General features: G+C 36.1%; 19 protein-coding genes and 2 pseudogenes. 20 read left to right on the top strand and 1 reads right to left on the bottom strand.

Annotated elements, in window-relative coordinates; genetic code table 11:
* The first annotated feature begins 45 nt into the window (after window positions 1–45).
* The 5 genes from der to A5880_RS00485 all read left to right on the top strand — a co-directional run bounded on the left by der (window position 46) and on the right by A5880_RS00485 (window position 5,409).
* Complete coding sequence (der, locus tag A5880_RS00505) at window positions 46–1,356, top strand: ribosome biogenesis GTPase Der (protein WP_086330128.1); 1,311 nt, start codon at window positions 46–48, stop codon at window positions 1,354–1,356.
* A gap of 248 nt (window positions 1,357–1,604) precedes the next feature.
* Complete coding sequence (locus tag A5880_RS00500; protein ID WP_010761417.1) at window positions 1,605–1,880, top strand: HU family DNA-binding protein; 276 nt, start codon at window positions 1,605–1,607, stop codon at window positions 1,878–1,880.
* 659 nt (window positions 1,881–2,539) lie between these two features.
* Window positions 2,540–3,586, top strand: a complete 1,047-nt coding sequence (locus A5880_RS00495; protein ID WP_086330127.1) for a hypothetical protein — start codon at window positions 2,540–2,542, stop codon at window positions 3,584–3,586.
* Window positions 3,587–3,589: 3 nt separating this feature from the next.
* Window positions 3,590–4,849: a tetratricopeptide repeat protein gene (locus A5880_RS00490; protein ID WP_179190378.1), complete on the top strand. Its 1,260-nt coding sequence runs from the start codon at window positions 3,590–3,592 to the stop codon at window positions 4,847–4,849.
* Between the two features lie 8 nt (window positions 4,850–4,857).
* The gene (locus A5880_RS00485; RefSeq protein WP_086330126.1) at window positions 4,858–5,409 is read left to right on the top strand and encodes a ReoY family proteolytic degradation factor; all 552 of its coding nucleotides are present in this window, start codon (window positions 4,858–4,860) and stop codon (window positions 5,407–5,409) included.
* A gap of 66 nt (window positions 5,410–5,475) precedes the next feature.
* Here the strand turns inward: A5880_RS00485 and A5880_RS00480 are convergent, their stop codons facing one another.
* The gene (locus tag A5880_RS00480; protein WP_086330125.1) at window positions 5,476–6,366 is read right to left on the bottom strand and encodes a YitT family protein; all 891 of its coding nucleotides are present in this window, start codon (window positions 6,364–6,366) and stop codon (window positions 5,476–5,478) included.
* Between the two features lie 171 nt (window positions 6,367–6,537).
* Between A5880_RS00480 and A5880_RS00475 the strand changes: the two genes are divergently transcribed.
* From A5880_RS00475 to A5880_RS00405, 15 genes and pseudogenes are all read left to right on the top strand, one after another.
* Window positions 6,538–6,885: a nucleotide pyrophosphohydrolase gene (locus tag A5880_RS00475; protein WP_086330124.1), complete on the top strand. Its 348-nt coding sequence runs from the start codon at window positions 6,538–6,540 to the stop codon at window positions 6,883–6,885.
* Window positions 6,878–7,666 carry a 4-hydroxy-tetrahydrodipicolinate reductase gene (gene dapB, locus A5880_RS00470; protein ID WP_086330123.1) on the top strand — a complete coding sequence of 263 codons (789 nt, stop codon included), beginning with the start codon at window positions 6,878–6,880 and terminating at the stop codon, window positions 7,664–7,666. Before A5880_RS00475 ends, dapB begins: the two co-directional genes overlap by 8 nt.
* A pseudogene (locus tag A5880_RS00465) lies at window positions 7,663–8,873 on the top strand (CCA tRNA nucleotidyltransferase). Before dapB ends, A5880_RS00465 begins: the two are co-directional and overlap by 4 nt.
* 5 nt (window positions 8,874–8,878) lie before the next feature.
* Window positions 8,879–9,250, top strand: a complete 372-nt coding sequence (locus A5880_RS00460) for a thioesterase family protein (protein ID WP_086330121.1) — start codon at window positions 8,879–8,881, stop codon at window positions 9,248–9,250.
* An 82-nt stretch (window positions 9,251–9,332) separates the two neighbouring features.
* Window positions 9,333–9,785 (top strand): hypothetical protein, encoded by a 453-nt coding sequence (locus A5880_RS00455; protein ID WP_086330120.1) that lies wholly within the window; start codon window positions 9,333–9,335, stop codon window positions 9,783–9,785.
* 480 nt (window positions 9,786–10,265) lie between these two features.
* Window positions 10,266–11,135: a shikimate dehydrogenase gene (aroE, locus tag A5880_RS00450; protein ID WP_086330119.1), complete on the top strand. Its 870-nt coding sequence runs from the start codon at window positions 10,266–10,268 to the stop codon at window positions 11,133–11,135.
* A 28-nt stretch (window positions 11,136–11,163) separates the two neighbouring features.
* Window positions 11,164–12,192 (top strand): 3-deoxy-7-phosphoheptulonate synthase, encoded by a 1,029-nt coding sequence (gene aroF / locus A5880_RS00445; protein ID WP_086330118.1) that lies wholly within the window; start codon window positions 11,164–11,166, stop codon window positions 12,190–12,192.
* Between the two features lie 31 nt (window positions 12,193–12,223).
* Window positions 12,224–13,285, top strand: coding sequence for a 3-dehydroquinate synthase (aroB, locus tag A5880_RS00440; RefSeq protein WP_086330117.1), 1,062 nt, complete (start codon window positions 12,224–12,226; stop codon window positions 13,283–13,285).
* Between the two features lie 12 nt (window positions 13,286–13,297).
* Window positions 13,298–14,464, top strand: coding sequence for a chorismate synthase (aroC, locus tag A5880_RS00435; RefSeq protein ID WP_086330116.1), 1,167 nt, complete (start codon window positions 13,298–13,300; stop codon window positions 14,462–14,464).
* A gap of 28 nt (window positions 14,465–14,492) precedes the next feature.
* A pseudogene (locus tag A5880_RS00430) lies at window positions 14,493–15,589 on the top strand (prephenate dehydrogenase).
* 49 nt (window positions 15,590–15,638) lie between these two features.
* Window positions 15,639–16,922, top strand: a complete 1,284-nt coding sequence (aroA, locus tag A5880_RS00425; protein WP_086330114.1) for a 3-phosphoshikimate 1-carboxyvinyltransferase — start codon at window positions 15,639–15,641, stop codon at window positions 16,920–16,922.
* 15 nt (window positions 16,923–16,937) lie between these two features.
* Window positions 16,938–17,438, top strand: a complete 501-nt coding sequence (locus A5880_RS00420; protein ID WP_086330113.1) for a shikimate kinase — start codon at window positions 16,938–16,940, stop codon at window positions 17,436–17,438.
* A 13-nt stretch (window positions 17,439–17,451) separates the two neighbouring features.
* Complete coding sequence (pheA, locus tag A5880_RS00415; RefSeq protein ID WP_336576922.1) at window positions 17,452–18,300, top strand: prephenate dehydratase; 849 nt, start codon at window positions 17,452–17,454, stop codon at window positions 18,298–18,300.
* A 111-nt stretch (window positions 18,301–18,411) separates the two neighbouring features.
* Complete coding sequence (locus tag A5880_RS00410) at window positions 18,412–19,545, top strand: LCP family protein (protein ID WP_086330111.1); 1,134 nt, start codon at window positions 18,412–18,414, stop codon at window positions 19,543–19,545.
* 75 nt (window positions 19,546–19,620) lie between these two features.
* Complete coding sequence (locus A5880_RS00405; protein WP_086330110.1) at window positions 19,621–20,469, top strand: DegV family protein; 849 nt, start codon at window positions 19,621–19,623, stop codon at window positions 20,467–20,469.
* Window positions 20,470–20,525 lie beyond the last annotated feature (56 nt).

Genomic DNA, 20,525 nt, shown 5'->3' with positions numbered 1-20,525 from the left:
AGGTAAACTAGTAAAGATTGAAAACTTGTCAAGGAGGTAGTTTTAATGGCAAATCCAACAATTGCAATTGTCGGACGTCCTAATGTAGGAAAATCGACAATTTTTAACCGTATAGCCGGTGAAAGAATCTCAATTGTAGAAGATACACCCGGTGTAACAAGAGACCGTATTTATACCACAGGAGAGTGGTTGGGACGCGAATTTAGTATTATTGATACAGGTGGTATCGATCTAGGTGACGAACCATTTATGGATCAAATCAAACATCAAGCTGAAATCGCAATCGAAGAGGCAGATGTAATTATTTTTGTTGCTAGTGGGCGAGAAGGGATAACAGACGCTGATGAGTTAGTAGCTAAAATTTTATACCGTAGTAAAAAGCCCGTTATCTTAGCTGTAAACAAAGTAGACAATCCTGAAATGAGAGCAGAAATTTATGAATTTTATTCGTTAGGGTTGGGGGATCCATTTCCTGTATCTGGAAGTCACGGTCTAGGAATCGGAGATGTTTTAGATGAAGCAGTGAAACATTTTTCAACTGAAATTGAAGAAGAGGATGACGATACAATTAAATTTAGTTTGATTGGTCGGCCGAATGTTGGCAAATCTTCGTTGATTAATGCAATCCTTGGTGAAGATCGTGTCATTGTTTCAGATATAGAAGGAACGACTCGTGATGCCATTGATACCCATTTTGAGTCTGAAAATGGTCAAAAATTCTTAATGATTGATACTGCTGGAATGCGCAAACGTGGAAAAGTTTATGAGAGCACTGAAAAATACAGTGTGATGCGTGCAATGCGTGCAATTGAGCGATCAGACATTGTTTTAGTGGTATTAAATGCCGAAGAAGGAATTCGGGAACAAGACAAAAAGGTGGCTGGTTACGCCCATGAAGCAGGCCGTGGTATTATTATTGTTGTTAACAAATGGGATACGGTTGAAAAAGAAACAAATACCATGCGTGACTTTGAAGAAGAGATTCGTGATGAGTTCCAATATCTGGATTACGCACCGATTATCTTCGTGTCAGCGTTAACGAAACAACGCTTAAACAAACTGCCAGAATTGATTGAATTAGTTAGCATGAATCAAAACTTACGGATTCCATCAGCACTGTTAAATGATGTAGTAATGGACGCGATCGCAATCAATCCAACACCAACAGATAAAGGAAAACGATTGAAAGTTTTTTATGCGACGCAAGTAGCGATTAAGCCGCCAACGTTTGTTATTTTTGTCAATGAAGAAGAATTGATGCATTTCTCATACGCACGATTTTTAGAAAACCAAATCCGCAAAGCGTTTACTTTTGAAGGCACGCCAATCAAAATTATACCAAGAAGACGGAAATAGCGCATTTTACCACACTTTTTTCAAATGTACAAACAAATTCGTTGAGTTATAAAAAAAAATGATATTTTTTGAAAAAACTGGTTAAAAAGCATCAAAAACCTTGCTATTACAAGCTTTCTATGATATCGTGATAACAGAATATTGATCCAATTCAATATTTGTACGTCATTTTTGGACCACTCAAAAATAAACGTAAATTCGATATCTATTCAGATATCCTATCCCTTGTGGAGGAGGTGAAATAATCCATGGCAAATAAAGCAGAATTAATCGAAAACGTTGCATCTTCAACTGGTTTAACTAAAAAAGACGCAACTGCAGCAGTGGATGCTGTATTTTCAACAATCCAAGAATCTCTTGCTAAAGGTGAAAAAGTTCAATTAATCGGTTTTGGTAACTTTGAAGTTCGCGAACGTGCGGCTCGTAAAGGACGTAACCCACAAACTGGTAAAGAAATTCAAATCGCTGCAAGTAAAGTACCTGCGTTCAAACCAGGTAAAGCGTTGAAAGATGCTGTTAAATAAGACAGTTCTTAGAACCCTTGATTATTCAAGGGTTCTTTCTTTATATTTAATTGAATTAGAATAGAAAACTGATAACTAGCTGCCTGTAACTACTAAATATTTTAGCGGTTCTCAGCTTCGTCTATTTTCTCTCCATAATATGGTAAATTTCTTTTATTTAAATTTTTAGAAGAACAACCAGCTAAAAATAATATTAATATAAAAACTATCTAAGGGATAACTCTTAGAATTATCCCTTAGATAGCCGAAATACCTGTAATTGGCAAAACGAACGTCACTCTTTCGTCCTGCATTTGGATAAAGCATAATTAGCTGTGTCTAAAAACAAATTGCTGTACTATGAGAAGTAAAGTGCTAATTATTTAAATCAGACCGAATCACTTTGTTTCGCAAAAACTCGTCGTCCTAAGAAGTGCGCTACTATTCTTAAAAGCTAACAGCTTTTTGAAACAACTTTAGTATAAATTATAAATAAGAATTTTTTACATAGAAAAAATATAAAATATATAGTTAATGATGAATCAATAATGCCTGTTCTTAAAGAAAATTAAAAGAACAAATGTCTTAGAACAATTATCATTGCTTTTTTCAAAAAATAAAATCATCCATCTTTTTGTTTTACGACAACTAATGGTAAAATAAGAAAGAGGGGTGTTATCATGGAATTGATTTATAGAAAAAATCAGTTAGAGACAACAATTATTTATGGTGAAACATTTGCTTCCCAACTTAAATTGTCTTCTATTGAAGCAAAACATCTTTTTTTGATCACAAATCAACGCTATTATGATTTATTTTCTGATAAATTGATTCAGCTTTTTGATGACAAACAAGAATTAGATTGGTATATTTGTAAAAATGACGTTCGCTGTAATAATATGAATGAACTGGAAAATTTGTTGGCATTTTTAGCAGATTTCAATCAACAAGAAGAGTTTATTTTTTTAGGAGTAGGGAATGAAGGAGTCGTTCAATTGACCAATTTCCTCCATAAAACTTCTGTATTAACATCTGACTGTTGGTTATTACCACTTTCCGTTCAAGCACTTAGTAAAAGTTTGATTGCTGAAGCTCAAATAGAACTGAAGAATCAGCCTGTGTTACACTATTCTGTACTGGCTAAAAAAGTTATTTACGATAATACCTTAACGAGCAATCAAGGTGAAGGGAAATTAGTGGATTTTCTAGTGTTTATCCGATGCGGTATAGTTTGTAGTCATGATTTTTTGCGGATGCTTTATAAAAATTATAGTGATGAAACACGTTTGAATCAACAGTCATTCACTGGTATGCTAGATGAGATGGTTCGTTTTTATGAGCAAGAGGCTCAATCTATCGATCAATTCGGTGTATTGTTTGAACAAGGATTTTTAGAATCAGCCAGCGGTCATTTGTTATCTAGTCACATGAAACGATTTTTGGGCTGTTTATTGCAGTTGCTGTGGTCTCAAGAGGTGAATCACTTTTCGTTTCATTACAAAAATTTTCTGATATGGTTGATTCGTTTAGGTTATCCAGTTGATTTTCCTGAACAGATTTTGGTTAGTGACTATGTAGAAGGTGTTTTAAAATGTGTTGATCGTGGAGAAAGTGCCCTACTTTTAAGAGAAGTAGGAGAAATAGAGCATACACAAACGCCGAAAACAGAAGAGTTATTGGCAACAGTGGAAAAATATAAAACTATTTTAAAAGAAATCAGAGGGTAAAATATGACAACATACAGTGAAAAAATGTTACAAGCATTACATGAAGAAGAATTAGCTGAAGCACAATTGATGTTGGCAGAAGCACTAAGAAAAGATGATGAGGATACATTAGCTGATCTAGGCGAAGAATTGTTGTCATTAGGCTTTTTAGAAGAGGGGAAAACAATATTTGAACATCTATTGACGATTTTTCCAGATGCAGATGGGTTGAACATTCCTTTAGCTGAAATCGCTATCGAAAATAATTTAATTGATGATGCGTTTATTTACCTAGAAAATGTTGCAAAAGAGAGCAATAGTTATGTTCAAAGTTTGTTAGTCACAGCCGATTTGTATCAGGTAATTGGTATTCCAGAAGTGAGCGAAGCGAAGTTAAAAGAAGCACAAAATTTATTGCCGGATGAACCACTGATTTTATTTGCTTTAGGAGAATTATATTTTGTAAACGGACAGTTTCGTGAGGCTTCTGAGATGTATCATGAATTACTTGAAGCTAAAGTAAATCATATTTCTAATGTGTCGGTGAACGAACGTCTTGGTAGTAGTTATAGCATGTTGGGAGAATTTGAAGAAGCGATTCCGTTTTTAGAAAAAGCGTTGCAAGAAGAACAGACAGATGATCGCTTGTTTCAATTAGCATTCACTTATTTGCAATTGCATGAAAACCAAAAAGCAATTGCTTTATTACAGCAATTAAGAGCTTTAAACCCTCATTATCAATCACTCTATTTATCTTTAGGGGAAGCATTGCAAGAAGAAGAGCAATTAGAAGAAGCGGGTGCTATTTTAGCTGAAGGGATCAAAGAAAATCCATTCCAAGTAGACTTGTATCAATTAGCGTCAGAAAATGCTTATCGTTTACATGATACAAAGCAAGCAGAAGAATTATTAAAGAAAGCCCTAGAACTTGGTGAAAAAACTGATGAGACAAGGCTAACATTAAGCAATTTATATCTAAATGAACAGCGGTACCAGGAAGTCATTGACGTTGTTCAGCAAATGGAAGAACAAGGGCATCCTTATGGCGAATGGAATTTAGCTCATGCCTATAACGAGCTAGAAGAGTTTGATTTAGCAAAGGTACATTATGAACAAGCCTATCAAGAACTTTCACATGAACCTGAATTTTTAAAAGAATATGCTGTTTTCCTTCGTGAAGAAGGGCAGTTAGGAAAGGCTAAAAAATTATTGGAACACTATCTACAACATGAACCAGGTGATAATGAAGCCCAGTCATTGTTAGAGGATATTGAAGAAAGATAGGTGATTATATGTTTGTCAATGTCTCGGAAAAAAAAGAATTTTTAATTTGGTTCGTAAATAATGTTTCTTTTAGTCAAAGAGAGGTTTTATGGATTTTAAATTATTTAATCAATCACGAAGCTATTTTGAATAATGTTCATTTTATAGAACGTGCAGAGAAAACAACACGAGGGATAAAGATCACCTCAAGTGAAATGGATGATGAGCCAATTAAATTGTTTATCACAAACAAAGAATTTACGGATACCGATCAAATTTTTCATGAAATCCGTATGAATTGGAAAGAAGCATTATATGTAGAATGTATTTTTGAAGATTCTTGGCAAAATGGTCAATATCTGTCCATTTTAGAAGATAATCCTTACGCTCGTTGGAATGAGCAAGTCAGTGAAGATGTGGTTGAAAACATTAATAATTTCTTTGCTCATGAAGAAAAACAAGCAAAAATTGATTTTCTTTATCGACAAATCGACTTGGCTTTAGAAGAGAATAATCATGAAGCATTTTTAGAATTGTCAAACGAACTGAATCGCTTAAAAATAGATAGTAGTTCTACTTGAATTTAAAAAGTATCAGAGAATAAAACAAAACTATTTTAGCTTTGCTTTATTCTCTGATACCTGTTTTTAATGTGTAGGTTTCTTTTTTTTGAATAACGTTCTTGTAGGTCTTGAATAAGTAAAACCTTCCCCGATTGCTTCGTGTACATTAATCACTGAAATGAAGGCTTTTGCATCTAGCTCATGAACAATTCGTTTGATTTCCATTATTTCGCTGGGACTAACCACCACATAAAGCACTTTTTTGTCTACTAGAGAGTAGCCGCCTTGACCATCTAAATAGGTTACACCACGTTCTAATAAGGCCATGATAACTTCGCCGATATCTTCACTATGATTAGAAATAACCAACATGCCTTTTGCTGCATAAGCACCATCTAAAACAGAATCAACAACTTTACTAAAAACAAAAGAGACGATCAAGGTATACATCATGCGTTTGACATCAATGTAGCTTAAAGAAAGAATCAACACGAGAATGTCAAAAATCAATAGAGAGCGCCCCATACTGATCCCATAATTTTTTTCAAGAATTCTGGCTACAACATCTGTACCTCCAGTTGTTCCACCAACTCGATAGACAAGCCCGCTGCCAATACCAGCAGCCAAACCTGCAAGCAAAGATGCGATCAATAAATCATGATCTAGATTGATGACGATAGGCCAGCGTTGCCATAACCATAAAAAAACAGACAAGGACACAGTTCCTAGAATGGTATAATAAAAAGAATGTTTTCCTAAAATTTTCCCACCAATTAGAATTAATGGAATATTAATGATCAATGTTGAATAGGCTGGATCAATATAAAAAAGTGCTCGTAAAATCAAAGTAATTCCAGTGACGCCACCTTCTGCCAGATCATTAGCAATATTAAAAGTGACTAACCCAAATGCATAAAGACAGGTTCCAACTAAAATCAAAAGGATGTCCTTTGCATAAAATTTCTTTTCCTCCATAATGCAACTGCTCCTTTGCTCATATATATTATTTTGCCTGTTTCTAAAAATAACAGTCTGCCACACACACTCAGTACTCACTTTATCATTCTCAATATAAAACAACAAGTAGAACCTTTTCAGATGGAGCAGTTTTTGATAAGATGTGTAGTAAGAAAGGTCGGGGTAAAAATGAAAGATGAAAAACAATCCTTGCATTCTATGCAACAGGAAGTGGATGATTACATCCAACAATTTAAAACCGGTTATTTTTCTCCATTAAGTCAGATGGCACGATTAACAGAAGAGGTGGGGGAACTTGCTAGAGAGGTCAACCATTATTATGGTGAAAAACCAAAAAAAGCAGAAGAACAACCTAAAACGGTTGCTGAAGAGTTAGGCGATGTATTGTTTGTCACAATGATCATGGCCAACTCATTAGATATAGATTTAACTGAAACGTTCCAAAAGAACATGGAAAAATTTAATAAACGTGACAAATATCGTTTTGAGCGAAAGGATGGGCGGACGAATGATTAAAATTTTAGTTGCTGGTTTTAAAGGGAAAATGGGTGCAACTGCTACGAAAATGGTTTTAAATCATGAAGGATTTCAACTAGTTGGTGTACTTGATCCATTTGAAAAAAAGAACAACCTTAATGAGTTGGCTGAATACTTAGAAGTTGACGTTCCTATTTTTAAAACAAAAGAAGCGAGTCTTTCTGCACAGCCTGACGTTTGGATCGATTTTACAATCCCATCTGTAGCTTACGAAAATACACGATTTGCGATCGAACACAAAATTGCTCCAGTTGTTGGTACAACAGGTCTAACAGAAGAACAACTGACTGAATTGACGAGTCTTTCAGAATCATTAAAAATCGGTGGACTGATTGCGCCCAATTTTGCTGTAGGTGCAGTTTTGATGATGCAGTTTGCACAAAAAGCTGCGGAATATTTTCCAGATGTAGAGATCATCGAATTACATCATGATAATAAATTAGATGCGCCAAGTGGAACTGCCATCAAAACAGCTGAAATGATGAGTGAGGTTCGTAAGGCGAAACAACAGGGGCATCCAGCAGAGGAAGAGTTGATTGAAGGAGCAAGAGGTGCAGATTTTGATGGAATGAAGATTCACAGTGTTCGACTGCCCGGAATGATTGCACATCAGCAAGTCCAATTTGGCGGTGTAGGTGAAGGGTTGACTATTAGGCATGATTCTTATGACCGCAGCTCTTTTATGACTGGTGTGGCATTAGGCTGTGAAAAAGTTGTTCACTTAAATAAACTAGTATATGGGCTGGAAAATCTATTATGAAATTAAAAACGATTCCAGATGAATTTATTCGAGCTACTGGCACTTTAAAAGAAATTCAAGCGCATGGTTTTGAAGCTTATTTCGTTGGGGGAAGTGTTCGAGATGCATTGCTAAATCAATCTATACATGATGTAGATATCGCTACAAGTGCCTACCCAGAAGAAATTAAGCAAATATTTCATCGAACGATTGATGTAGGAATCGATCATGGAACAGTGTTGGTTTTAGATGGCGAAGAACAATATGAGATTACTACTTTTAGAACAGAGTCCGCTTATCAAGATTTTAGACGTCCTGATAAGGTAACCTTTGTTCGGTCATTAAAAGAAGATTTGAAACGCAGAGATTTTACAATTAATGCGCTAGCGATGGATGTGGAAGGGAACATCATTGATCTATTTGATGGGATGGACGATTTAAAACGACAAATCATTCGAGCGGTTGGTAATCCAAAAGAAAGATTTCACGAAGATGCTCTTAGAATGATGAGAGGCTTACGTTTTGCGAGTCAATTAGATTTTTCAATTGAAACGAAGACCTTAGAAGCGATTGAAGCCTTTCACTCATTGCTCGACAAAATTTCAGTCGAGCGTATTGCCATCGAATTTATTAAGCTCTTATTGGGGAAAAATAGACGAAAAGCATTACTCCCATTTATTGAAACATACTGTTATCAGTATTGTCCGGGCTTAAAAGCATACGGAAAAGAACTGCTCACCTTCTCAGAACTACCCAATCAACGAATTGACTCACAAGAGCAAGCATGGACACTATTGATTAAATCATTAAATATACCAGATCATGAAATACGTTCTTTTTTAAAAGCGTGGAAATTATCCAATCACGTGATCCATGAGGTACAACAACATATTTATGGGTTGAACCAACGCCTTAGAGGTGAATGGCAACCACGTGATTTATTTGACTTAGGTTTAGAAACTGCATTATCAGTGGAAAATCTATTGTTTTATTTTGATCGAAATAGTAAACTTGAAGAAACCAAAGCTTGTTATGAACAGTTGCCTATCCATGATAGAAAGCAATTGGCAGTTTCTGGAAATGAATTAGTTACGTACTTTAATAAAAACCTGGTAAATGGTTAGGTGAATTGATCGAGGGACTAGAAACGGCTGTAGTCAATGGTCAAGTAGTCAATAAAAAGGAAGCATTATTTTTATATTCTAAAAGGATAATGGATAAGGAGTGATAGAGGTGGACGCGTTCTCAAAAGAATTTATTGTTGGAGACAAAGATACAGCGAAAGTTATCGGATCTGGCGATCTAGAAGTTCTAGCTACGCCAGCGTTGATTGCGATGGTTGAAAACACAGCGAAAGAATGCCTACAAAAAGAATTAGCGCCAGAAGAAACAAGTGTTGGTACGCTAATTAACACGACACATTTACGACCGTCAAAAGTTGGTGCAAAGATTGTCGTTAATGTAAAAGTTGATTCACAGGAAACCTCAAAAATAAATTTTTCTTTTACTGTGTATGATGGTGAAAAGCTTATTTCAACAGGAAATCATCAAAGAGCTGTTATCTTAACGGATGTTTTTTTAGAAAAATTGGCGCTCTCTGAATAAAAAAGCGTAATAGTGTGACCAATGAAAGAAGTTATGCTAAACTTAATAGTGTAGAAATTATTTTAGTAAGGAGAGTTAGATCATGAGTAGAGAAATGACAGGTTTAAAATTTTATTTTAGAAATGGCGAAACATGGACAATTGCTCGCCGTTTTATTGGTGATTTATGGATCAAACAAATTACAACTAGCTTTGGGCGTATTCATGGAAGCGAATTTATGGAAATTCACCCTTGTGAAGGTTTTAAAATCGAGATTTTCCAAGAAGGCGATCATGTACAAACGCACGATATCAACCTTGGTGGACTTGAGTTAGGTATGTTTGCTCGTGCATTAAAGTATGAAGATATTGAACGTATGGAAATTCTATACAAAACTGGCACACCAGATTTAGTGTATTTCCCATACAAAGATAAGACAGACGAAGGGTTGGATAACGTTTACCAATCTACGAAGGTCAGTGAAAAAACAAAAAGCTTGTATATCGTGATCGATCCTAAACAAACGGTTGATGATGTATATGGTGAAGAGCTTTAAAAATGAATAACTACCGTAGATTTCTTTTTCAGGGAATCTGCGGTTTTTTTAACTAAATTACAAAAATCCTTCGTAAATTAAATAGGTTTTATCTGAAAAAACATAAATAGTTTAATTAATACGAAGAAAATAGGTTGACACTAAGTATCAAGAGGTATATACTGAGAACAATTCTTAAATAAATCAGTTATGGAGTGATTCATATGACAAGCATGAAACATAACCAAAGACAACTGAATAATTATTACTTTAGCTATTTTAGATGAGTTTGTATTCATGAACATTGTGGATGCAGACTAGCAAGTTTGTATCTATGATGGCTAGGGGATTTTGAGATGACTTTCAGCCGCGTAGATTAGAAAATCTATAGTGGCTTTTATATTACCTATTTTTTTGTGAGGTGTTCACTGTAGATTTTTCTAAAATTTACGTGAATACCTTTTTTGTTTGAATAAAATACTTTTTTTAGGAGGAAATAAGATGGAAAATACGATCACAGGCCACACGAGATTAGCTGCATTATTTGCTACACCGATTCGCCACAGTGTCTCACCAATGATTCATAATACAGCTTTTCAAGCATTAGGTATTGATGCAGTGTATCTAGCATTTGAAGTAGGAACTGATGGACTGGAAAAAGCAATTGATTCAATCAGAAATTTAGATATGCTAGGGGCAAATTTATCAATGCCTAATAAAATAGCAGCAGTTGAGTATATGGATGAACTAAGTGAGGCTGCTCGTTTGATTGGTGCAGTTAATACCATCACCAACATTGACGGCGCTTTGACAGGACATAACACAGATGGAACTGGATTTATGAGAAGTTTAGAAGATATTGACGTGGATATTATCGGAAAAAAAATAACAATTATTGGTGCTGGCGGAGCAGCTACAGCGATTATTGTTCAAGCAGCTTTGGATGGTGTTAAAGAAATCACCGTTTATAATCGAAAAGATGAGTTTTATGAAAATATAAAAGAAAAATTAGCTTATATTTCAGAGAACACGAAATGCAGCATCACCTTAAATGACTTAGCAGATAAAGATAAATTAGCCAAGGATGTAAAAGAGAGTACATTATTGTTAAATGCTACAGGCGTGGGGATGAAACCATTAGAAAATCAAACACCTATTCAAGATTTTTCAATTATCCGTCCAGATTTAGCAGTGTGTGATGTCATTTATACACCACAAGAAACAGAATTTTTAAAGCAAGCGCGATTGCGAGGCGCAAAAACAAATAATGGCTTGGGCATGTTACTCTACCAAGGTGCAGCGGCTTTTGAAAAATGGACTGAAAAAGAAATGCCAATAGCTATCGTTAAGCCAATTATTGAAAATAACTAAGTAGAAATTATTGAAGGAGAGAAATACAATGATCGTAATTATGAAATCAGAAGCAACAAAGGCACAAATCAACTCGGTGATTGAACGAGTAAAAAAAGAAGGATTAGAAGTTCATTTAAGTGAAGGAAAAGAACAAACAATTATTGGCCTTGTTGGTGATACAAGAAAAATGCAGGATGTAGCATTCAATAGTTACGATGGTGTTGAAAATGCGGTCAGAATTTCTTTAACGTACAAATTGACCAGCCGTGAATTCCATCCGGAAAATACAGTAGTAGATGTTGACGGTGTAAAAATCGGAGATGGGAGTATGACGATGATGGCAGGTCCTTGTTCCATTGAAGGGCTAGATCAAATCCGAGAATGCGCACGAATCGCTAAAGCTGGCGGTGCAACCATTTTACGAGGCGGTGCATTCAAACCAAGAACTTCTCCTTATGCTTTTCAAGGTTTAGAGGAAGAAGGTCTAAAATACATCCGTCAAGCAGCTGATGAATTTGATATGAAAGTAATCACAGAAGTCATGGATGAAGCTCACATTGATATGATTGCTCAATATAGCGATATTTTACAAATTGGTGCAAGGAATATGCAAAACTTTAAATTATTACAAGCTGTTGGAAAAACAGGGAAACCGATTGGCTTGAAACGCGGAATCTCTGGTACAATTGATGAATGGTTGAATGCGGCAGAATACATTGCTGCCCAAGGAAACTTTAACGTGATTTTTATCGAACGGGGCATTCGAACATACGAAACAGCTACACGTAATACATTAGATTTAAGTGCAGTTCCATTAATTAAGAAGTTAAGCCATTTTCCAATCATTGTAGACCCAAGTCACGGTGTAGGTATATGGGACCTCGTTCCTCCAATGGCACGTGCAGGTGTGGCTGCTGGTGCTGACGGATTGATTGTTGAGATTCATCCAGATCCTATTAACGCTTGGTCTGATGGCCCTCAATCTCTAAACGAAAAAACATACTTACGCATGATGGAAGAAGTACACATCATTGAAAAGGCGATGAAGGAAATTCATGCATTGGGAAAAGAATAGATACGCAACCAAAAAATAGGAGTTGAACGAAATGAAACTCACTGTAACTTTACCAAATCATTCGTATGATTTAACGATTGAAAAAGGGCTGTTGTCAGGTATTGGTCAATGGGCAAAAAGCTTGTGGTCACCGCAAAAAGTTGTGATTATAACCGATACAAATGTTCAGCCATTATATGGCGATCAAGTGTATAAAAGTTTGAAAGCAGCAGGTTTTGATCCATCAACTTTTGTGGTTAATGCAGGAGAACAAAGCAAAAATTTATCTATCGCATCTGAAATTTATGATTTTCTAGCTGATGAAGGGATGACTAGAAGTGATGGAATCATTGCTTTAGGTGGCGGTGTTGTGGGCGATTTAGCCGGATTTGTTGCCTCAACCTACATGCGTGGTCTTCACTTTTTGCAAGTCCCAACAACACTTTTGGCCCAAGTAGATAGCAGTATCGGTGGGAAAACAGGAGTCAATACTGCAAAAGCTAAAAACTTAGTTGGCACCTTTGCTCAACCAGATGGAGTATTGATCGATCCAGATACCCTAAAAACGTTAGAAATAAGACGTGTTCGTGAAGGGATTGCGGAAATCATTAAATCAGCAGCTATTGCAGATAAAAAGCTTTGGTTTCATTTAGACTCGTTGAACGACGAACACGATTTGCTAGCAGATGCGACAAATATTATTGCAGCTTGCTGTAAGATAAAACGCAAAGTTGTTGAAGAAGACGAACTGGATAATGGTGTTCGTTTATTGTTGAATTTCGGTCATACAATCGGTCATGCCTTAGAAAATACAGTTGGTTATGGAACCTTAACCCATGGAGAAGGTGTAGCTGTCGGGATGAGCCAGATTACAAGAGTGGCAGAAGCTAAAGGTCTTTCTCCAATTGGAACCACTGAGCAATTAAATCACCTAATTCAAAAATTTCATTTACCAATCAGATCGGATTCCTGGAACCAACAACAATTATATACAGCGTTGACACATGATAAAAAAGCTAGAGGTGGAACAATCAATATTATTTTGTTGGAATCAATCGGCCAAGCTAAAATCGTAAAAATACCAATTGAAGAAATGAAGAGTTATTTAGACTAGGGGGAAAAAGAGATGCGTTTTATTACTGCGGGAGAATCGCATGGTCCAGAATTAACAGCAATTATCGAGGGTTTACCAGCCGGTTTACCTTTATCGCCAGAAGACATCAACATAGAGTTAGCTAGAAGACAAGGTGGATATGGTCGAGGTGGTCGTATGCTAATCGAAAAAGATCAAGTTAGAATTACTTCTGGTATTCGTCATGGAAAAACATTAGGGTCACCAGTTACATTAGTAGTTGAAAATAAAGACTGGAAAAATTGGACATCCGTGATGTCTATTGAAGAAGTTTCCGATAAAGAGAAAAAAATTCGTCGGGTGAATAAACCACGACCAGGGCATGCTGATTTAGTAGGCGGCATCAAGTATCAACATGATGATTTAAGAAATGTTTTAGAACGCTCATCAGCACGTGAAACAACCATGCGTGTAGCAATTGGTGCAATTGCAAAGAAATTGCTCAAAGAACTGAATATTGAAGTGGCTGGACATGTTGCTGTATTGGGGGGAATTAAAGCAGAGATACCAGATAATTTAACTGTGAAAGAAATTCAGGAACGTTCAGAAAATTCAGATGTTCGTGTACTTGATCCAACTGTAGAAGAAAAAATGCGTGAATTGATCGATCAAACCAAGAAAAATGGTGATACGATTGGCGGCGTGGTAGAAGTGATTGTGGGCGGTGTGCCAATCGGTCTAGGAAGTTACGTTCAATGGGATCGTAAATTAGATGCAAAAATAGCCCAAGCGGTAACTAGTATTAATGCGTTTAAAGGGGTTGAATTCGGGATTGGCTTTGAAATGGGCTTTAAACCGGGGAGCCAAGTAATGGATGAAATTATTTGGAATGAAGCGACTGGCTACACAAGAACCTCAAACAACTTAGGTGGCTTTGAAGGTGGAATGACAAACGGTATGCCAATTATTGTTAGAGGTGTAATGAAACCTATTCCAACATTGTATAAACCACTGCAAAGTGTAAATATAGATACAAAAGAACCCTATAAAGCAAGTGTTGAACGTTCCGATAGTACGGCTGTTCCAGCTGCTAGTGTCGTTTGCGAAGCGGTTGTAGCGACCGAAATAGCTCAAGCGATGCTAGATAAATTTGGCAGTGATGCTTTTGAGCAAATGAAAAAAGAAGTAGAAGATTATCGTCGCTATACTCAAACGTTTTAATCAACTGATAAATGGAGAGTGAAGCGATATGGAAAAGAATATTTTGATTGTCGGTCTAGGATTAATTGGCAGTTCATTAGCATTGTGTATAAAAAAAGAACAGCCATTTGTCACTATCACCGGTATAGATAAATTAGAAACGTCAGAAGAATTTGCTTTAAAACGGCAGATTATTGATCAAAAAGGGCATTCATTAGAGGAAGCAGCGGTAAAAGCAGATATTATTTTCCTATGTACACCTGTTAAAAGTATGTTGGAACAATTAACAATCCTTAGTCGTTTACCTTTGAAAGAAGCTGTAATTATTTCTGATGTAGGTAGTACAAAATTAGAAATAATGGAAAGGGTCAAGGAATTAGGACTAAAAACGTTTATTGGCGGTCATCCTATGGCAGGTTCGCATAAATCAGGTGTTACTGCAGCAGACGAAAATTTATTTGAAAATGCGTATTACATCTTAACGACTTCTGATCCGCATGCTTCACAAGTGAGTGAACTCCAGCAATTATTAAACGGTACACGAGCAAAATTTGTGGTTTTATCTGCCAAAGAGCATGATCAAATTACGGGAATGCTTAGTCATTTGCCCCATATTATTGCTGCGGGCTTAGTCAATCAAAGTAAAGTTTTTAACGAAGAACATCCACGTTCAAGCCAGTTAGCAGCAGGTGGATTTCGTGATATTACGCGGATTGCTTCTTCTGATCCTCAGATGTGGACAGATATTTTATTGAGCAACAAAGAAGCATTGCTTGAATTGATGGCATCGTGGCAAGCGGAAATGGAGCAAGTAACTAATTGGATTCAAACTGGAAATAAAGATGCGATTTTTCAATTTTTTATGAAGCGAAAGAAACCAGAAATCAAATGCCTGTTCATAAAGAAGGAGCTATCCCAGCCTTTCATGACTTATTTGTTGATGTTCCAGATAGACCAGGTGTGATTGCTGAGATAACAGGTTTGCTTGGTAAAGAGAAGGTGTCATTAATCAACTTGAAAATTCTTGAGACTAGGGAAGATATTTACGGTATTTTGCAATTAACCTTTAAAAAAGAGCAAGATTTGAAAAAAGCGAAAGAGTTTATTGAAATTGAAACGGATTATTTATGCTATGAAAAAGTGTAGTCAGATTAAAACATTATTTCACGGTTAACTATACAGGAGGAGGGGTATTTTGAAATTAGTTATTAATAAGGTAGGATTACAAGGAACGATTGATATTCCTAGTGATAAGTCGATCTCTCATAGGAGTATTATGTTTGGTGCAATTGCACATGGAACAACCACCATCAAAAATTTTTTACGAGGTGATGATTGTTTAAGTACATTACAAGCTTTTCGGGATTTAGGTGTTCAAATCGAAGATGATGGCAACGTGATTACTGTTCATGGTAAGGGTTTTTCAGGATTAACAGCAACCAAACAAGCTATTGATGTTGGCAATTCGGGTACAACGATCCGTTTGATCATGGGGATTTTAGCAGGGACTTCTTTTACAACCACACTATTTGGCGATCATTCAATCGCAAAACGTCCAATGAATCGAGTGATACTTCCAATGAATCAAATGGGTGCCAAGTGTTTCGGACATGATGGAACGGAATTTCCACCGATTACTGTAGAAGGAACAAAGAATTTACAAGCTATCCATTATCAAATGCCTGTTGCCAGCGCGCAGGTCAAATCAGCGATTCTATTTGCTGCATTGCAAGCAAAGGGCGAATCAGTGATCCTTGAAAAGGAAAAAACACGAGATCATACAGAAGATATGATTCGTCAATTTGGTGGAGAAATTACTGTATCTGGGAAAGAAATTCGTGTGACTGGGCCCCAACAGTTGAAGGGGCAAGAAGTTAATATACCAGGAGATATCTCTTCTGCAGCGTTTTTCTTAGCTGCAGCATCGATTATCGCCGACAGTCGAATTGTTTTGAATAATGTCGGTCTAAATCCAACGCGTACTGGCATCATTGATGTTATCAAGCAAATGGGTGGGAAATTAACGATCGAAGAAACAGGGAATAAAGAAAATAAAGCAGGCACGTTGACTATCGAAACCAGTGAGCTAAAAGGAATTGAAATCAGTGGTGAAATTATTCCAAGATTGATTGATGAACTGCCAATCATCGCCTTGTTAGCCACTCAAGCACAAGGAACTACAATCATCCGAGATGCTGAAGAATTAAAAGTCAAAGAAACAAATCGGATTGATGCCGTTGCTAACGAGCTGAATAAAATGGGTGCAAGTATCGAACCAACAGAAGATGGATTGATCATTCACGGGAAAACATCGTTGCATGGAGCTAAAGTCACTAGTTATGGGGATCACCGTATTGGTATGATGCTTCAGATTGCAGCGCTTTTAGTTAAAGAAGGAACCGTTGAATTAGAAAAAGCAGAAGCAATTTCTGTTTCTTACCCAGCATTTTTTGAGGATCTAAATACACTATACCAATAAATGGAGGAACGATCGATGAAGGGAATTATTTTAATTGGATTTATGGGAGCGGGAAAAACAACAGTTGGAAAACTCCTTTCGGAAAAAACTGGCATGGAACATATTGATTTTGATGATAAAATCGTTGAAGAAATCGGAATGACAATTCAAGAATATTTTGATTTGCACGGAGAAGAAGCATTTAGAGAAAGAGAAACCGATGTTTTAAAACGCTATTTAGATCATAATCAAGTTGTTTCAACGGGTGGCGGGATTGTTATGAGAGCAGAAAATCGAAATCTTTTGAAACAAATGGCGCCGGTTATTTATTTACAGACAAAACCAGAAGTATTTATTCCAAGATTAAAACAAGATCACACAACGGTTAGACCCCTAGTTGTTTCAAAATCGCCCGATGAAATCAAACAAGTGTTTGAACCTAGAATTCCATTTTATGAAGAAAGTGCTAGTTTAATCGTTGACACAGACAATCGAACACCAGAAGAAATTGTAAACGAAATTTTAAAAAATATATGAGTAGGTGAACAACATGAAAGTTGGTTTCTTAGGTCCAGAAGCTTCTTTTACTTATACTGCAACAAAAACGGCTTTTCCAAATGATGAACTGGTTTCCTATCATTCGATTCCCGCATGTATTAAAGGTGTCGAATTTGGCGAAGTTGATTTAGGGGTTGTGCCAATTGAAAATACGATTGAAGGATCGGTCAACACAACTGTTGACTATCTATTTCATCAAACAACAATTCCTGTGGGAGCAGAAATTGTTTTGCCGATTTTTCAACAATTAATGGTAGCAAAAAACAATAAAAATACATGGAAAGAAACAACCAAAATTTTGTCACATCCTCAAGCGCTGGCTCAATCGCAAGAATTTATTCGCACTTATTTTCCAATGGCGGAACTTGAAGCGACGCCGTCAACTGCTTACGCAGCCAATTTTGTAGCAAGCCATCCAGAGCAGAAAATTGCTGCGATTGCGCCCAAACTCTCAGCAAAGACTTATGATCTTGACATTGTGGGGAAAGATATTCAAGATGTAGCCATTAATCAGACTCGTTTTTGGGTATTAGGGGATGAAAAAGTTGATATTCCGATCCAACCGAAACAAAATAAGCTGACCATTGCATTAACGATGCCAAACAATATGCCAGGCGCCTTACACAAAGCTCTGTCTGCTTTCAGTTGGAGAGAAATCGACTTAAGCAAAATAGAATCTCGACCGTTAAAAACAACGCTGGGAGAGTATTTCTTTTTGATCGACATTAATGTAGAAAAACCACAGGAATTATTAGATAATGCATTGGAAGAAATACGTTTGATGGGTGGGACTGTGAAAATATTCGGTAACTATAGCATTCATTTAATCAACGGAGTATAAAGATCTGAAAAGGTCTTTTTATTTTTTGTTAAAATTTGAATTATATAATAGGAATTTTTAGTAAAATAAGGTATGCTTATAACTGTTGTTAATTGAAGAGAGGTGGACATAATGAGCCGTGTGGATCGTTATAAACATATACATGACAAAGCGAAACCTGTAGAAGAAAAAAATGGATTTAATCCTAGAAAAGAAAAAAATTATTCTGAAGAACCTAAAAATAGCTATTATCAAGAGCCAGAAATGAAGCAATCCCAAGACTCAACAGAAGAACCACAGCCAGAATTTATGCAATCTGGGGAGAAGGATACAAAACGTTTTAAGAAAAAAGAAAAAAAACCTAAAAAGAAACGACGTTTTAGTTGGCCTAAAAGAATCTTCTTCTTATTAATTTTATTAATAGCTTTAGCTGTAGGTTTCTTTTTCAAAGGGAAATCCTATGCAGAAAATGATCAGTCATTACCCAAAGAGACGGTAGAAACCTTTAATGGCGTAAAAAGTGCGAACGGAGCAAATAATATCTTGATACTAGGTAGCGATACTAGAGGAGAAGATTCTGGACGTGCAGACACTATTATGGTTTTACAACTAGATGGACCTTCTAAAAAACCTAAGTTAGTATCTTTTATGCGTGATACGTTTGTCGATATTCCTGGGTATGATCCAAATAAAATTAATGCATCCTATGCACTAGGTGGTGCAGATTTAGTTCGACAAACATTGGCAGAAAATTTCAATATTCAATGTAGATACTATGCTAAAGTTGATTTCCAATCTTTTGAAAGAATTATCGATTCCATGTTCCCAAGTGGTGTTAAGATCGATGCAGAAAAAGACTTGAATTTAGATGGTGTGGATATTGCTAAAGGAAATCAAAAAATGGACGGTCATACACTTTTACAATATTCAAGATTTAGAATGGATGAGGAAGGTGATTTTGGTCGTGTTCGTCGCCAGCAGCAAGTGATGTCAGCTGTCATGGGACAATTAAAAAATCCTTTAGCGTTAATGCGTACCCCAGAATCCTTAGGACGTTTAGTTGGTTACATGTCTACGGATGTTCCAACATCATTCATGCTAAAAAATGGCCCTTCACTTATGCTAAAAGGGACTGGTGGAATTGATCGATTAACGATTCCGGTTGAAGGTTCTTGGAGCAACGAAAGTTACGATTATGCGGGTAGTGTTCTTCAAATTGATCCAGAAATGAATAAGTCAGCGATTCAAGATTTCCTTGGACAGTAAGTATTTCATTTAAAAATAACTGGATTTGTGCTATATTTATAATGCCGTGTAAAATTAGTGAAACGAGGTCACAAAATGAAAATTGCTATTGTAACTGATAGTACAGCATATTTACCTGAGCGAATTAAAAACTTGCCCAATTTATTCGTCATTCCCATTCCTGTTATTTTAGATGGAAAAATATATAATGAAGGAATTGACATTGAAGCAGATGAGTACTATAGCTTATTAAATAGTAGCAGTGAATTTCCTACAACGTCTCAACCTGCATTAGGTGAAGTTATTGAGTTGTATGAAGACATTGCTTCAAAAGGATACGATACAATCATCAGCATTCATTTATCATCTGGTATTTCAGGATTTGTCAATACGTTATTTTCTTTAACAGATGCAATCAAAGGAGTTACCCTTTATCCATATGACTCAAAAATCACAAGCGTTCCTATGGGACACATGGTTGAAGCTGCTTTGGACTTAATAAACGAAAAGGCTAGCTTAGAAGAGATATTTACCAAATTAGATATCATTAGAGATAATACGTATGCGTATCTCATCGTTGATGATTTAAACAATTTGGTGCGTGGAGGAAGACTCACTAATGGTGCTGCATTGATCGGTGGTTTACTAAAAATTAAACCTATTTTAACTTTTGAAGAGGGAAAAATCGTATTATTTGAAAAAATACGGTCAACCAAAAAAGCATTTGCTCGAGCTGAGGAAATTATTGGCAGACGAGATAAAGAAATTGATCGTCCTGTTAAGCTATATGTTATTCACGCAAATAATTTAGCTGTTGCTGAAGAAGAGAAAGAAAAACTACAAGAACAATATCCAGATGCCATTATTGAAATTGGGCATTTCGGTCCTGTTATTGGCACTCATTTAGGTGAGAAAGCAATTGGACTTTGTATTTCAGCCCAATAAATTTATTTTAAATAGGAATGAATCAAAGCTTAATCTAGTTTTGATTCATTTTTTTG

The organism is Enterococcus sp. 4G2_DIV0659 (assembly GCF_002140715.2).
Lineage (GTDB): Bacteria > Bacillota > Bacilli > Lactobacillales > Enterococcaceae > Enterococcus_L > Enterococcus_L mansonii.
The sequence above is the reverse complement of the archived record's forward strand: the minus strand, read 5'-3'. Positions and strand labels throughout refer to the sequence as shown.

Bases quoted from the DNA above. Each gene is read 5' to 3' on its own strand.
- der (WP_086330128.1), top strand. From the start codon at position 46: ATGGCAAATCCAACAATTGCAATTGTCGGACGTCCTAATGTAGGAAAA.
- A5880_RS00500 (WP_010761417.1), top strand. From the start codon at position 1,605: ATGGCAAATAAAGCAGAATTAATCGAAAACGTTGCATCTTCAACTGGT.
- A5880_RS00495 (WP_086330127.1), top strand. From the start codon at position 2,540: ATGGAATTGATTTATAGAAAAAATCAGTTAGAGACAACAATTATTTAT.
- A5880_RS00490 (WP_179190378.1), top strand. From the start codon at position 3,590: ATGACAACATACAGTGAAAAAATGTTACAAGCATTACATGAAGAAGAA.
- A5880_RS00485 (WP_086330126.1), top strand. From the start codon at position 4,858: ATGTTTGTCAATGTCTCGGAAAAAAAAGAATTTTTAATTTGGTTCGTA.
- A5880_RS00480 (WP_086330125.1), bottom strand. From the start codon at position 6,366: ATGGAGGAAAAGAAATTTTATGCAAAGGACATCCTTTTGATTTTAGTT.
- A5880_RS00475 (WP_086330124.1), top strand. From the start codon at position 6,538: ATGAAAGATGAAAAACAATCCTTGCATTCTATGCAACAGGAAGTGGAT.
- dapB (WP_086330123.1), top strand. From the start codon at position 6,878: ATGATTAAAATTTTAGTTGCTGGTTTTAAAGGGAAAATGGGTGCAACT.
- A5880_RS00455 (WP_086330120.1), top strand. From the start codon at position 9,333: ATGAGTAGAGAAATGACAGGTTTAAAATTTTATTTTAGAAATGGCGAA.
- aroE (WP_086330119.1), top strand. From the start codon at position 10,266: ATGGAAAATACGATCACAGGCCACACGAGATTAGCTGCATTATTTGCT.
- aroF (WP_086330118.1), top strand. From the start codon at position 11,164: ATGATCGTAATTATGAAATCAGAAGCAACAAAGGCACAAATCAACTCG.
- aroB (WP_086330117.1), top strand. From the start codon at position 12,224: ATGAAACTCACTGTAACTTTACCAAATCATTCGTATGATTTAACGATT.
- aroC (WP_086330116.1), top strand. From the start codon at position 13,298: ATGCGTTTTATTACTGCGGGAGAATCGCATGGTCCAGAATTAACAGCA.
- A5880_RS00420 (WP_086330113.1), top strand. From the start codon at position 16,938: ATGAAGGGAATTATTTTAATTGGATTTATGGGAGCGGGAAAAACAACA.
- pheA (WP_336576922.1), top strand. From the start codon at position 17,452: ATGAAAGTTGGTTTCTTAGGTCCAGAAGCTTCTTTTACTTATACTGCA.
- A5880_RS00410 (WP_086330111.1), top strand. From the start codon at position 18,412: ATGAGCCGTGTGGATCGTTATAAACATATACATGACAAAGCGAAACCT.
- A5880_RS00405 (WP_086330110.1), top strand. From the start codon at position 19,621: ATGAAAATTGCTATTGTAACTGATAGTACAGCATATTTACCTGAGCGA.